This window comes from Limosilactobacillus difficilis (assembly GCF_947387495.1).
Taxonomy (GTDB): domain Bacteria; phylum Bacillota; class Bacilli; order Lactobacillales; family Lactobacillaceae; genus Limosilactobacillus; species Limosilactobacillus difficilis.
This window is the reverse complement of record NZ_CANDNU010000014.1, coordinates 1-13,323: the sequence shown is the minus strand read 5'-3', so window position 1 is coordinate 13,323 and position 13,323 is coordinate 1. Positions and strand designations below refer to the sequence as shown.

The following is a 13,323-nucleotide window of genomic DNA, read 5'->3' as shown; positions in this document are numbered from 1 at the left end:
AGAACTTATGCAAGAAACAAGGACAAAGGCGATTAACGAAAATGAATCCCGGATCGACTGGGGAATCATTTTCTGTGTACTGCTGCTGGCATTGATCGGTCTGGCTTCCATCTTTGTCGCGGCAACACATGATCGGCAACAGGTTTCCGTCGTACGGCAGGTCGGCACCCAGTTGGCCTGGTACGCGGTCGGCGTGGTGATGATCATTGTGATTATGCAATTTGATGCCGAACAGCTCTGGAAGGTGGCTCCGATAGTTTACTGGCTGGGGATTTTTCTGATGTTTGCGATCCTGGTCTTTTATTCGCGATCCTACTACGCAAGCACCGGTGCCAAGAGCTGGTTCGCAATTGGTCCCTTTACTTTTCAACCTTCTGAAATTATGAAGCCGGCCTATATCCTAATGATGGGACGGGTAATTACGGTTCACAACAATAACTACCCGGAACATACGGTTCGCAGCGATTGGCGCTTGATCGGGACGATGTTTCTGTGGCTGTTGCCAGTCTTGATTTCCCTGAAGTTCCAAAATGACTTCGGGACGGCCCTGGTCTTCTTCGCTATTTTCTGTGGAATGATCCTGGTTTCTGGGGTTTCCTGGAAGATTATCGGTCCGGCCGCCTTGGCTTTGCTGGTGGTAGGGGGACTGGTCCTCTTCATGGTCACGAGTACTTCCGGCCGGTCGATCCTTGAACACGTCGGCTTCCAGGCCTACCAATTTAACCGGGTCGATACCTGGATGCACCCCGAAGCGGATACCTCTAACCAAGGCTATCAGCTGTGGCAAAGTATCAAGGCTGTCGGTTCTGGTGGCGTTGTCGGGACCGGCTTTAACGATTCTCACGTCTACGTTCCTGTCCGGGAATCTGACATGATTTTTTCGGTGATCGGGGAGAACTTTGGCTTTATCGGTGGGGTTTTGCTGATCTTAATCTACTTCCTGCTGATTTACCTGATGATTCGTGTCACTTTTGATACGAAAAACGAATTTTATGCCTACATTTCGACTGGGGTCATCATGATGATTCTCTTCCACGTCTTTGAAAACATTGGGATGAACATTGGTTTGCTGCCGCTGACCGGGATTCCGCTTCCCTTTATCAGTGCCGGTGGTTCCAGTTTGATCGGAAACTTGATTGGGATCGGGATGGTCATGTCAATGCGTTACCATCACCACTCCTACATGTTTTCCAATAAGAAAGACTTCCACTAGGGGGTCGGTTGAGGATGACAGAGGCAAAACAAGTCTGGTGGGTTCACCGGGATGATCAAATCGTGACACTCGGCCTGCAAAAAGCCGCCTTAGCCAAATGGGGACAGCTCCGTTTCCTTGATCTGCCGCTGCTTGGTACCCATGTGATCATCGGTGACCGCTTTGTAACCGTCGAAGCGGAGAACAGTCTCACTTATGCCAGCAGTCCTGTGGCGGGGACGATCATTGCTATCAATTCTGCACTGAACGGCTGGGTGGATCCGGCAAGTGATGATTGTCAGTGGCTGGTGCGCATTCGCCGAGATACGCAAGATAAAAAATGATAAAGGGGGGAGGGATTTCATGGACAATCTTGCAATTGAGAAAAGTGCCTTACAATTAGGTCAATTGCATAACGACGTTACAGCGGGAAAGGCCTTTCATTCAATTGTGGATCGCCTAGGTGCGATTATCGACAACGAAGCCAGTTTGCCGCGAACAAAGGTCACACTCCCCCGGATTCCCACGTCGTTTCGCCACGAACTCCTGAACCTGGTCGGGGATGGTGGTCAGCAGGGTTTGGTGCCGGTGGACAATCGCTTTATCAAACACCTGCTCGATGCCTTGCAATCGACCAATCGTGAATTGCGAGAGCGAGCAGCGTTTACGGCGCTCAATGGCTTGTTGGGGCAGCGCTTGCTGACCGATGAGCAGCTGCAGATGGTGATCGATCATGTTACCGATAACCAGATCCTCTATGATCATATTTTGGAGCCGGCTAACCGCGCTGTCTTCGGCCGTTCGACGGCGTTGGCCGGGATGGCAATGCTTTTGTACGGTGACCGTCACGATTATTTGCGACTGACAAAGGATGAGGTTTACCAAATCATGAATAAGTCCTTGCTAGTGACGGCTTTGGAGCGAGACACCCGCGGCTTTGTGAAGAAAGCTGGCTGGGCGCATACTTTTGTGCAGATCGCTAACATCGACAATGAATTGATTCAACGCGACGACCTTTTGCGTGGTGACAAACTTTTTCTGATGGCTACTTTGCTGGAACGCTACCGGCGAGTTTACACGCCGTTGATTATGGGGGAGACGGAATCAATCGTCACTTTTACGGTTAACCTTCTGAATCTGCACCCCATTTACCAACGTTTCTTGCTCTACGAGTTGGAGCAGTGGCAGAATGCCTTAACTGCCCATCTCGATAGTGAAAGGGATTGGACACGGGTCTTTAACTACCGGCGTTTGATGCAGGCACTGGCAATGGATTCTTCCTTGCCAGAAAACGTTCGAAAATATTTGGCCAACTAGTTGTTTGTTGGCGCTTTCCATGATATATTTAAGTTTCTAATTGATCGGAAAAAATACAAACAGAATAGGTGGTATCACATTATGGCATCAAAGAAATTGCACGTTGCCCTGCTTTTTGGTGGCAATTCGTCTGAACACGATGTTTCCAAGCGTTCCGCACACAATGTTTATGATGCGATGGACAAAGACAAATACGATGTGTCCTTGTTTATGTTCAGCAAGGACGGGATCCTGTTGGGCAATGACGATTCTCTCCGGATCTTTAATGGTGAACCGGAAGATGAGGTCGTCAAAGAAGCCTACGCCAAAATGGATTTGGATTCGCCGCTTGCTCCGATCGCAGCCTTAAACCAGGCCAAGGAGATTGACTTCTTCTTGCCAATCATCCACGGTAACCTGGGTGAAGATGGGACGGTTCAGGGGTTGTTCCGCCTGCTCAAAAAACCTTATGCTGGTTGCGATATTGCAGCCAGTGCGATCGCTTTTGACAAGGATCTGACCAAGAAGATCCTAAACCAGGCGGGGATCCGAAACACAGCCTACCTGCTTTTGACTCCTGATAACCGGGACGCCTACAGTTGGGAAACGGTTAAGGACGAGCTTGGCGATCTGGTTTTCATCAAGCCTGCCAAGCAGGGTTCGTCGGTCGGGATTCACAAGGTCAATACTGCTGACGAGTACGAAGCTGCGCTGGACGACGCCTTCCGCTATGGTCGGAAGGTGCTGGCCGAAGCCGGGATTGACCACCCACAAGAAATCGAAATTTCGATGCTTGGCAACGATAAAGTACTGGCTTCGAAGACCGGGGCCGTTCGGGTGCCGAGTGGCGATGCCTTCTACGATTACAATAACAAGTTCGTCGACGCCAGCAAGGTTGTCTTTGATCTGCCGGCACGGATCAGTCAGTCTTTGTCTGAAGAGATCACCACGATGGCGATTGATGCTTACCGGGCGCTGGGGCTGACCGGTTTTTGCCGCTTTGACTTCCTGGTGGACAGCAACGGGGTGCCATACTTGAATGAACCCAACACGTTGCCGGGCTTTACGAACATCAGCCTTTTCCCACAGATGTGGGAGATTTCCGGAATTAAGTACGCTGACTTGATCGACCGGATTATTCAATTAGGGATCGACGAGTTTAAAAAGAATAGTCAGATTAGCTACAGTTTCCAAGCTCTCGGCAAGGAACGGGTTGGTAAAAAGAACTACGCAGATAATAAATAAGATTGCGGGGTTGGGGATCATGATTCCCAACCTCTTTTTTGGAGATAAGAAAAAATGGATTTAACGTTTTGGAGTGCAATTTGGTTGGGATTATTAGTGGAATTAATGACCCAGCCCCTGGTGAATTCGCGGGGTGGTCAGCTCGGTGTCGTGTTGTTGCTGATCGTGGTTTTGACAATGATTATTGCTCGCCGCAAGCAGGTGCACGCAAGTCAATGGTGGTGGCTGCTTTTAGGGTCAGTTGTGAGCTGGTTCTTGTTGCTGCCCTTTGGTGCCATGGGGCTGACAGCGCCGCTTGAGCAGTTTCTGACCTTATCTCCGGGAATTTTGCACTACCTTTATGTTGACCGTCGCCTGGTAGTAGTTCTGCTGGCCCTGGTTTACCTGCTAGTTGGCATTAGCTGGCTGCGCTGGGGGCGACCGTGGCTGTTGACCCATCTGAAAGCCACTGCATCATTTCGTCCGTTGCGTGCCTGGCAATTCATTTGCGCTGCTCTGGTTACGGCGGGCGGTTGGTTAGCTTTAACGATGCTAGAATGGCGCCTGCCAGACATCGTCAGCGGTTTTCTCTGGTTGCTACTGGGTTCACTGGCGTTGGCCTATTGGTGGGCGGTCATCTTGACGGCCTTGTGGCAGTTGCCGGCGGCCCCGCAGCAGCGGCACTGGGCGCTTTCTCTGGCTGTTTTAGCTTGCCTAGTGGCTGTTGTCATCGTCCGTCAGCAGGACCAAATTAGTTGCCCGAACCGGCCGTTGGTGATTGCCCACCGGGGTAACGACGGTAATAATGGGGTACCAAACACTTTGCAAAGTCTTCGTCGGACGGCTCGTCACCATCCTGAATTCGTGGAAACCGACATCCAGCGCACTAGGGATAAGCATTTTATTACCTTACATGATGCCTCACTGCGCAAGATGACGGGCCATTCTGGCATTGCGGCGCAGATGAATCTGGCGGCTTTGGCCCGGCAACGAGTCACTTACCACGGCTGGCACAGTCGGCTGACTCCTTTTAGCCAATATGCCGCCTTTGCCCGCCAAAAAAAGGTGCCATTAATTGTCGAAATCAAACCGCAGAAGTTAATCGCTCGATCAACGGTCCACCGATATCTTAAATTATATCCCGATAAGTATTCGCCACACTACTTAATTCATACTGTTGATCCCTTAATTGCTAAACAAGTTACCCGGCAAGCCCCAAACATCAAAGTGGGGATGATAACGCCATTTATAGTTTCCAAGCTACCAGAATGGTATCAGTTCTACTCTTTAGATTATCATACGATTAACCTACTGATTGTTAAAGAATTACACGACCATCATAAAAAAGTCTTTGCTTGGACTGTCGACAGTCCGGCCATTGCATATCGATTAAAACAAATGGGAATTGATGGTATTATTACTAACAATTATTCTGGAATATATGGTATCATTAAAAACAATGATTATTTCTTATTTATTCAGGTGAAGAGTCTCCTGCTTGGACTACTGTAATAAGTGATAAAACAACGAAAAGAAGGAATTGGAATGAAACTGAAGGGTGACGAACTTAAAAAGATTCGTAAAAAGCGTGGGCTTTCACAGACTGCATTAGCTGAAGGGATTTGTACGCAGGCAACCATCAGTTTAATGGAGAAGCAGAACCGGATTCCCAAAATGAACATTCTAACGGCGATCTGTGCTCGGCTGGATATTGACGTTGATCAAATCATCAAGAGTGACAACGTTTCACTGACTTCGATTTTTGACGAGGTTAGCATTCTGTTAGTTCACAACCAATACGAAGAAGCACAGGCTAAGTTAAACCGGGTCAAAGTCAAGCAATTGACGACGGACATTGACAAACAACGTTATTACTACCTGTTAGGGCGGATTCAAGTTGCCAATAACCAGGTCGACGAGGCAATCTTTAATTTTGAGTTAGTGCTGACCCAATTCTCCACGACCAGTGCCAATATTTACCTGGCAATGACGACGGTCGGGATGGCCTTGGCCTACGAAAAGCGGGATAATCAAAAGCGGGCCAGTCGTTTTGCCATGCGGGCCGTCAACCTGATTGACGATAAGCAGCTGATCGGCGGCAAGCAGCAGTGGGTGATCCTCTACCACGACATCACTTCACTTTATTTGCGTCTCGGCCAGTACCAAGCAGCCATCCAAACGGTTAACCGTGGCATTCGTGCTTGCCAGGCCGAAGCATCGATGTTCTTGCTGGACGCACTTTATCAGATGCGGGGCCAGGCCGAACTGGGCTTAGAGCAAACCGACCAGGGCAAAGAGGATTTGCAAATTGCTCATAGCCTGAGCATCATTTTACAAAATGATAACCGGACCGAAGAAATTAGCAAGCAATTAGAGAAGTTGAACTAAAGAAAAAGCCAAGCGCCTTCGATGCAGGCACTTGGCTTTTATTGTACGGTGATCTTTGCGATTAGTGATCACGCTTGCGACCACGCTTTACCGGAATTGGTTGGTTGTCTAAATCAGTCCGAACGACCAGCACATCGCAAATTGCGGTGCGGGTAACGAATTCGGTGACGGAACCGATCAGAATGCGTTCGACGGCATTGAGACCAGTAGCCCCAATCATAATCAGGTCAGCGTTCATCTTCTTTGGAATATCACGGGCGATAATTGTCTTTGGGGCACCATATTCAATGGTGTAGCTGACGTTTTTCAGGCCTTGTTTCTTAGCATAGTCAACGTATTGATCTAACGTCTTCTTGGCTGTATCTGTTACTTGTTCAACCATTGAGCTGTCAAAACTAGAGATGTTTTGGAAAGCCCGGGTATCGACAACGTGCAACAGCCGAAGTTCAGTGTCAACGCCATTACGTTTTGCAACAGCGACGGCCTTCTTAAAAGCTAATTCGGCTTCTTGTGAACCATCAACTGGTACAAGGATATGTTGGTATTGTTGAGCCATTCTCATAACCTCCTCTCCAATATTCTAACCTAATTTTACAACAGTTTAGGAAAGAAGGTAAAGCCCTTCCCAAGCACTAACGTGGAATTATGCAACCGATTTGCTGGTTTTGTGAGCTACCTAAACCGCTTACATTCGACTTATAATATTTAGTGTAATCTTTTGAAGGAGTGAGTGGCATGACAAAAGTTGATTTGAAATTTGTTGAAGGCTTGACGTTAGCGGAAAGGGCATCATTGGTTACCGGTCACGATTTTTGGTTTACTGCCGAAGTTCCCGGCAGTAAAAAGATGATGCTGACGGACGGCCCTTCTGGTTTGCGGAAACAAGCTGACGATGCGGACGCCTTGGGATTGAACGATAGTGTGGATGCGGTTTGTTTTCCTTGCTCTGCCTTGACGGCGGCATCTTTTGACGATGATGGTCTCTTAAAGCTGGGACAGCACCTGGGGATTGCCGCCAAGGCGGAACGCATTGGGGTGCTACTTGGTCCCGGTGTCAACATCAAACGCAGCCCGCTTGCCGGCCGTAATTTCGAGTACTTTTCTGAAGACCCCTTGCTTGCCGGCCGGATGGCGACTGCTTACGTCAAGGGGGTGCAGAGCGAGGACGTCGGGGTGTCGGTGAAGCACTTCGCCCTCAATAATCGGGAAAATCAACGCTTTACTTCGTCTTCTAATGTCGATGAACGGACCATGCGGGAGATTTATCTGGCACAGTTCGAGCGGGTCGTCAAACAGGCCCATCCGGCGACCATCATGTGTTCTTACAATAAAATCAATGGAACCTTGAACTCACAAAACCAGCGTCTTTTGACCCGGATCCTCCGCGATGAATGGGGCTTTACCGGCCTGGTTATGTCTGATTGGGGTGCTGTTGCTGACCATGTCGCGGCCCTCAAAGCCGGACTCGACCTAGAAATGCCCGGCAACGGTCAGGCATCGGTTGACGAAATTGTGCAGGCTGTAAATGAAGGACGGCTCGACGAGGCAATTCTGAACCGCAGCGCCCTCCGCGTCCTCAAAATGGTGGAACGCTGGGGCAGTGAAGGGGAAGTGAGCGATTATGACAAGGAGGAACAACACCGTTTCGCTCGTCAGCTTGCCGATGACGGGATTGTCCTGCTGAAGAATGATGATCAAGAACTACCACTGACGAACGATACGAAGCTGGCCGTGATTGGTGAACTTGCTGAACACCCTCGCTACCAAGGGGCCGGTTCATCGCATGTCAATGCCCATCACTTGGTGAGCCCGCTGGATGCCATGCCAGCTGGCGCCCGCTATGCCCAGGGCTATGAACTGACCAGTGATCAGGAAGACGAGCAGCTGACGGCTGCGGCGCTCGACCTTGCTAAGCAAAGCGATCAGGTGGTCTTCTTTGCAGGCTTTCCGGCGGCCATGGAATCAGAAGGCTTTGACAAGACCAGTATCGACTTGCCCGCCAACCAAACCGAGCTCTTGGCTAAGCTGCGGGCCGTCAACCCCCATCTCACTGTCGTCTTGCAAAATGGTTCCGTCGTAGCGATGCCGTGGGCTGATCAGGTGCCGGCAATCGTCGAAACCTACCTGGCCGGCGAAGCCGTTGGTGAGGCAACTTGGGACATTTTGTTGGGACGTGTTAACCCGTCGGGCAAGCTCAGCGAAAGTTTCCCGTTCAAGCTGTCAGATAATCCGACATACCCGACCTTTGACCAGGACAAAAATAACGAAAACTACCGTGAAGGCCTGTTGGTTGGCTATCGCTACTATGACTCCAAACATTTGCCAGTCCGTTTTCCGTTCGGCCACGGCCTGTCCTACACCAGCTTCCAGTACAGTGATCTGGCCGTTAAGCAGGCAGATGGTCAATTGACGGTCAGCTTTAAGCTCACCAACACTGGCCAAGTTGCGGGCAAGGAAGTCGCACAAATTTACGTCGGCAACCGGGTTAGCATGATCGAAAAGCCGGCTAAGGAATTACGTGATTTCGTCAAAGTCGAACTGGAGCCGGGACAAAGCAAGACGATCAGCCGGGTTCTGCCGCGGCGCGCCTTCGCCTGGTACAATCCGGAGCAAGAGGTTTGGCAGGCTGATAATGGTGAATATGAGATCTTTATTGGCAGTTCGGTAGCGGACATTCGCCTTCACCAGCGAATTGACTACCAGCTGGGGACGCCGGTGCAGGTTCGTCTGACTAGCGAAACCTACGTTGGCGACATGATGAAGCACCAGACCCCAACAATTAAGCGGGCTCTGCAGGAAACCGGCCTGGCTGATAAGCTGGCTACTATTCTCAACTCTGACAATGCTGCCATCTTTGCCAACATTCCATTGCGGTCGCTGGTGATGGCGGGCATCAGCCCAGAAGAAGTTCAGCAATTGATTCGGCTGGCTAATGCCTAGTGCAAAGAACAGTTAAAATGAATAAACCGTCAAGTGTCAATGCTTGGCGGTTTTTTTAGTCGTCTGGTTCATCTTCATCAGTGATTGCGGCGAGGTTTTTGAAATAGCCGACGTCAACGTCCAGCTGGTGGGGATGGGTGACTCGTTGCCGGTATTGGGTCGGGGTCGTATGGAGAATTTGCTTGAACAGGCGAAAAAGTGACGAGTGGTTGTCGTAGCCGACGTACTCGCTAATTTGGCCGATACTCATGTTGGTCTGTTCGATCATATTGCTGGCGATATTCAAGCGTCGCAACTGCAAGAGTTCCTTGAAGCTGTGCCCCTAATTATGCGACCTTGCTTATCGGTGCGATTGTGACGGGGCTAGCTTCGGGTCTGGATTTGCCGATCAGTTTGACGATGTTGTCCCACGACGCACCGGATGATGAAACTTCATCCAAGCTGGTGGCTTCTACCCAGATTTTCTGGCAGGTCGGGGTCTTCGCTTCTTACGGGGCTGCTTTCATCGTTTCCAAGATGGCCGGTGCTACCGGTGCCCGGATTGTCTTTGCCTGCTTGGCCGTTTTTGCCTTATTCATTTGGGCCTGGCGGACTTTCTCCCAGAAATTCAAGGCCTTTCACGAAGCAGGTGAACAACGGCGGCTGGCTCGGGAAAAGAGCGCTGACGGGCCGGCAAAGGTTTCCATTAAGAGCGTGCTCTTTGGCGAACACAAGAAGATGTACCTGCAGATGTTTATCTGCATCATCGTCTTCTACTGCTGCTGGAATATCTTAGCTAACACCTTTGGTCAATTCCAAACCTTTATGCTAGTGCAGGCCCACGCTAGTCAGACCTTTGCTACCGGGGCGGGTCTCGTCCTCAACTTTATCTCTCTGTTTGCAGCGATGGCTTTTGCCAAGGCGGCTGGTTCAACTTATCGGAACAAGTTCTTCGTTGTCGGGATGATCATTCAGTTCCTCGGGATGTTCTCACTGGTAGTTCTCAGACACGACCTCTGGCCAATTGTGATCGCCATTGGGGTCACCAGCATTGGTTCAAATATTGCCGGTGAAGCTATTTACAAGGTCTGGACCCAGGAAGCCTTTCCGGTCGAAGTACGGTCTTCTATTCAAGGCTTTATCGGCGGCTTCTCCCGTTTCCTCTGCGGAGTTTTTGCCTTCGTGACGCCGGCTCTGGTAGTGCAATCCGTGATTAAGAAGACGATGCTTGGCTTCTCGATCATGATTCTGGTGGCCTTTGCCTTTGGCTTTGCCATGACCCGTTTAGAGAAGAAATATCACATCGGCCAGTAAGGGGATGAATACAGATGGCTTTCAAATTTCAAATTAATAACGATCTCAAATTCAATCACCGGCTCGATCTGCTGAAGAAGGCTGATGAAAACCGGCCGGAAATTCATCGCCAGACGATTACTGGTCAAGCACTGGTGAAGTTGACTGACGACGTGACCAAGCTCGAAGGAATCGGGCTCGAGCAAGAGGGAACGATGGCTGATCTGGCTAGCCGTAAACTCAGTCGGGATGGCAAAGTGATCATCGACTTCGGTCGGCACGTCGTCGGGCGCTTCAAAATTCATATCGAACATACCGGTTCGCCGATGGATGCGCCGCTTGCCGTCAAATTCCGCTTTGCCGAAATGCCTAATGAGTTGGCCCACCAGGCGAGCGAATATGATGGCTGGTTGAGTAAAGCCTGGATTCAAGAAGAAACCCTGCACCTTGATTCGTTACCGGTAGACCTCGAACTGCCACGACGTTACAGTTTCCGCTACGTGGAAATCGACGTGATCGATTCGTCGCCAAAGTGGCAGGCCGTCTTCTCTAATCCAACGGCGGTGGCCCAGAGTGCGGTGACAACGCCAACCGTGGCTGCCCCGAAGCTGGACGATCCGGTTTTGCAACGGATCTATCAGGTGGGGCTCAACACCCTCCACGATTGCATGCAAGATGTTTTCGAAGACGGACCAAAACGGGATCGGCGGCTGTGGCTCGGTGACCTGCGGCTGCAAGCCCTCGCTAATTACGCGACCTATGACAATCGGGCCTTGGTCAAACGCTGCCTTTACCTTTTTGGCGCGATGACGACCACGGATGGGCGGATCAGCGCGAACGTCTTCACCAACCAGGATTACATCCCGGACGACACCTTTATGTACGACTACAGTCTTTTCTTCATCTCGACACTCGATGATTTAGAAAAGCAGGGGGAGGATCGGGAAATTCTGGAGGATCTGTACCCAATTGCCAAAAAGCAGTGGGCTTATACCCAGCGCTACATTGCTGCCGACGGACGGGTGAAAGCTGATGAAGATTATCCGGTCTTTGTCGACTGGTCCAACGAATTTGACAAGACGGCTTGTGGTCAGGCGATCACGATTTACGCTCTCCGGCAGCTGATTGACCTGGCAAAGCGAATGGGCGATGCCGAAGTGACTAAGTACCAGGAACAGTTGGCCAAACTGGAAGACTACGCGAAAGGATTGTTTGATGCGAAACGGGGATTCTTCGTCTCCGGTCCAGACCGCGAAGTCAACATCGCTTCCCAGGTCTGGATGGTACTCGCCCACGTCCTGGACGACGATGCCAACCAGGCCCTGATGAAGAAGACGGTTGAACAACTCTTCCCAGTCCGGGGGATTGCAACGCCGTACATGTATCACCACGTCACCGAAGCGCTCTTTGAAGCGGGCTTGCACGATGAAGCGATCAAGCTGATGAAAACTTACTGGGGCAAGATGTGTCAGCTGGGTGCCGATACATACTGGGAGGCTTTTGAACCGGAAAAGCCAGCCTTCTCCCCGTACGGGAGCCCGATTGTTAACTCGTATTGTCACGCCTGGAGCTGCACGCCAGTTTATCTGTTGAAGAAGTACGGCCAGCATTAAGGAGGAGTTCAAAATGTCAGCAGCACTCAGCAAGGGGCGGGAATGGCTCGTCATTATTGCCCTCTTATCATTGAACATCGTTGAACAGTCGGCCAGCGTAGTTAACGCGACCATTCCGGGGATGGCGAAGAGTTTTCCTCAAGAATCACTGGTGCACATCGAACTGGTCACGACGATTGTCTCAGTATTCGTCACAATCTTTGTTCTAGTCAGTGGCGCGGTCGTCAAACAGATCGGCCAGAAGAAGACGGCCATTCTGGGTCTGGCGATTGCGTCTGTGGCTTCCATTATCCCAGCCGTGGCGAACCAGTTCGCGGTGGTTCTCATTTCCCGGGCAATTCTCGGGATCGGGATTGGCCTGGCTAACCCGCTGGCAATTAGTATGATCGGAGTCTTCTTCTATGGCGACAAGCGGGCCCGGTTGATGGGCTGGCGGTCGGCCATCGCCGGGATCGGGACGGCAATTATGACCTATGTTGCCGGCAAGCTGCTGGTTTTCGGCTGGCATGCGGCTTACTGGGCCTACCTGCTATTTATTCCGACGCTGATCTTATTCATCTTCTTTGTGCCCGACCCGGAGAAAACCGGGGCACTAGCCCGGCAGGAGGCAGAACAGGCAAAAGAGCGGGCCGCTGCTGCGAAGGCGGGCCACGCCATGAAGACGGATTCGGTCGGTCTGATCATCGTTTACACGCTTCTGATCTTCTTACTGTTGATTTTCACGATGGTCTTTGCTGTCAAATTGCCAACTTTCTTTGTTCAATCGCACATCGGAACGGCTACCCAGGCAGCGACGACCTGGTCGATCGTCAACATTGCAACGGTGATCGGGGGCTTCCTGTTTGGCCCGGCCTATAAACTGATGCGGCAATACGTCCTGCCAATCAGCATTGTTCTCGGCGGCATCTGCATTTTTCTGATCGGCAAAAGCAATTCCGTGCTGACCATTCAGGTCATTGCCGCTGTCTCCGGAATTGCCAGTTCCCTGTCGATCCCGTACATCTTCACGCGGGTCAGCGAAAGCACCACGCCTGCGCGGGCACCGTTCTTTACCTCGGTAGTCCTGGTCGGCTCCAACCTGGGCTCTTTTCTCTCACCATATGGTGGGAAGCTGCTCGGCGCGACGGCCCAACAAGCGGTTGTGAATGCCGGAATCAGTGAAATCATCCTGGCACTGATCCTTCTTGTGGCGATCATCATCATGAAGCACACTGGTAGCAAGGCCCAAATCTAATTTATCGCAATCAAAAAACAACACCTCACAAAGTTCGAATACAACGGTGATGACGCCGGCGAACACTGTGAGGTGCTTTTTTTTAAGAGGACGAATTGTCAAACTAAGTGCAACGGTTCTTCAAAAAATATCTCAAACGGTGTTTGATAGTTTAATATTTTTCT

General features: G+C 50.7%; 11 protein-coding genes and 1 pseudogene. 10 read left to right on the top strand and 2 right to left on the bottom strand.

Going from position 1 to position 13,323, the window contains the following annotated elements; all coding sequences use genetic code 11:
• Window positions 1–7 precede the first annotated feature (7 nt).
• From QOR82_RS04205 to QOR82_RS04180, 6 genes are all read left to right on the top strand, one after another.
• On the top strand, window positions 8–1,213 hold the full coding sequence (locus QOR82_RS04205) for an FtsW/RodA/SpoVE family cell cycle protein (RefSeq protein WP_283583521.1): 1,206 nt from the start codon (window positions 8–10) through the stop codon (window positions 1,211–1,213).
• 14 nt (window positions 1,214–1,227) lie between these two features.
• Window positions 1,228–1,536 carry a hypothetical protein gene (locus QOR82_RS04200; protein WP_283583520.1) on the top strand — a complete coding sequence of 103 codons (309 nt, stop codon included), beginning with the start codon at window positions 1,228–1,230 and terminating at the stop codon, window positions 1,534–1,536.
• 19 nt (window positions 1,537–1,555) lie between these two features.
• Window positions 1,556–2,509 (top strand): DUF2785 domain-containing protein, encoded by a 954-nt coding sequence (locus QOR82_RS04195; RefSeq protein ID WP_283583519.1) that lies wholly within the window; start codon window positions 1,556–1,558, stop codon window positions 2,507–2,509.
• A gap of 81 nt (window positions 2,510–2,590) precedes the next feature.
• Window positions 2,591–3,733, top strand: coding sequence for a D-alanine--D-alanine ligase family protein (locus QOR82_RS04190; RefSeq protein ID WP_283583518.1), 1,143 nt, complete (start codon window positions 2,591–2,593; stop codon window positions 3,731–3,733).
• Between the two features lie 54 nt (window positions 3,734–3,787).
• Window positions 3,788–5,224 carry a glycerophosphodiester phosphodiesterase family protein gene (locus QOR82_RS04185; protein ID WP_283583517.1) on the top strand — a complete coding sequence of 479 codons (1,437 nt, stop codon included), beginning with the start codon at window positions 3,788–3,790 and terminating at the stop codon, window positions 5,222–5,224.
• Between the two features lie 33 nt (window positions 5,225–5,257).
• On the top strand, window positions 5,258–6,100 hold the full coding sequence (locus tag QOR82_RS04180) for a helix-turn-helix domain-containing protein (protein ID WP_283583516.1): 843 nt from the start codon (window positions 5,258–5,260) through the stop codon (window positions 6,098–6,100).
• 61 nt (window positions 6,101–6,161) lie between these two features.
• On the opposite strand, the gene QOR82_RS04175 is transcribed toward QOR82_RS04180, so the two are convergent.
• The gene (locus QOR82_RS04175; protein WP_283583515.1) at window positions 6,162–6,656 is read right to left on the bottom strand and encodes a universal stress protein; all 495 of its coding nucleotides are present in this window, start codon (window positions 6,654–6,656) and stop codon (window positions 6,162–6,164) included.
• Between the two features lie 179 nt (window positions 6,657–6,835).
• Here QOR82_RS04175 and QOR82_RS04170 point away from each other — a divergent pair, with 179 nt between their 5' ends.
• Window positions 6,836–9,040, top strand: coding sequence for a glycoside hydrolase family 3 C-terminal domain-containing protein (locus QOR82_RS04170; protein WP_283583514.1), 2,205 nt, complete (start codon window positions 6,836–6,838; stop codon window positions 9,038–9,040).
• 55 nt (window positions 9,041–9,095) lie between these two features.
• Here the strand turns inward: QOR82_RS04170 and QOR82_RS04165 are convergent, their stop codons facing one another.
• Window positions 9,096–9,335, bottom strand: coding sequence for a helix-turn-helix domain-containing protein (locus QOR82_RS04165; protein ID WP_326521482.1), 240 nt, complete (start codon window positions 9,333–9,335; stop codon window positions 9,096–9,098).
• A 29-nt stretch (window positions 9,336–9,364) separates the two neighbouring features.
• On the opposite strand from QOR82_RS04165, the pseudogene QOR82_RS04160 reads away from it, so the two are divergent.
• From QOR82_RS04160 to QOR82_RS04150, 3 genes and pseudogenes are all read left to right on the top strand, one after another.
• A pseudogene (locus tag QOR82_RS04160) lies at window positions 9,365–10,333 on the top strand (MFS transporter); the annotation flags it as partial.
• A gap of 14 nt (window positions 10,334–10,347) precedes the next feature.
• Window positions 10,348–11,925, top strand: a complete 1,578-nt coding sequence (locus QOR82_RS04155) for an alpha-L-rhamnosidase-related protein (RefSeq protein ID WP_283583513.1) — start codon at window positions 10,348–10,350, stop codon at window positions 11,923–11,925.
• A 13-nt stretch (window positions 11,926–11,938) separates the two neighbouring features.
• Window positions 11,939–13,159 (top strand): MFS transporter, encoded by a 1,221-nt coding sequence (locus QOR82_RS04150; RefSeq protein ID WP_283583512.1) that lies wholly within the window; start codon window positions 11,939–11,941, stop codon window positions 13,157–13,159.
• Window positions 13,160–13,323: the final 164 nt, after the last annotated feature.

Bases quoted from the DNA above. Each gene is read 5' to 3' on its own strand.
- QOR82_RS04205 (WP_283583521.1), top strand. From the start codon at position 8: ATGCAAGAAACAAGGACAAAGGCGATTAACGAAAATGAATCCCGGATC.
- QOR82_RS04200 (WP_283583520.1), top strand. From the start codon at position 1,228: ATGACAGAGGCAAAACAAGTCTGGTGGGTTCACCGGGATGATCAAATC.
- QOR82_RS04195 (WP_283583519.1), top strand. From the start codon at position 1,556: ATGGACAATCTTGCAATTGAGAAAAGTGCCTTACAATTAGGTCAATTG.
- QOR82_RS04190 (WP_283583518.1), top strand. From the start codon at position 2,591: ATGGCATCAAAGAAATTGCACGTTGCCCTGCTTTTTGGTGGCAATTCG.
- QOR82_RS04185 (WP_283583517.1), top strand. From the start codon at position 3,788: ATGGATTTAACGTTTTGGAGTGCAATTTGGTTGGGATTATTAGTGGAA.
- QOR82_RS04180 (WP_283583516.1), top strand. From the start codon at position 5,258: ATGAAACTGAAGGGTGACGAACTTAAAAAGATTCGTAAAAAGCGTGGG.
- QOR82_RS04175 (WP_283583515.1), bottom strand. From the start codon at position 6,656: ATGGCTCAACAATACCAACATATCCTTGTACCAGTTGATGGTTCACAA.
- QOR82_RS04170 (WP_283583514.1), top strand. From the start codon at position 6,836: ATGACAAAAGTTGATTTGAAATTTGTTGAAGGCTTGACGTTAGCGGAA.
- QOR82_RS04155 (WP_283583513.1), top strand. From the start codon at position 10,348: ATGGCTTTCAAATTTCAAATTAATAACGATCTCAAATTCAATCACCGG.
- QOR82_RS04150 (WP_283583512.1), top strand. From the start codon at position 11,939: ATGTCAGCAGCACTCAGCAAGGGGCGGGAATGGCTCGTCATTATTGCC.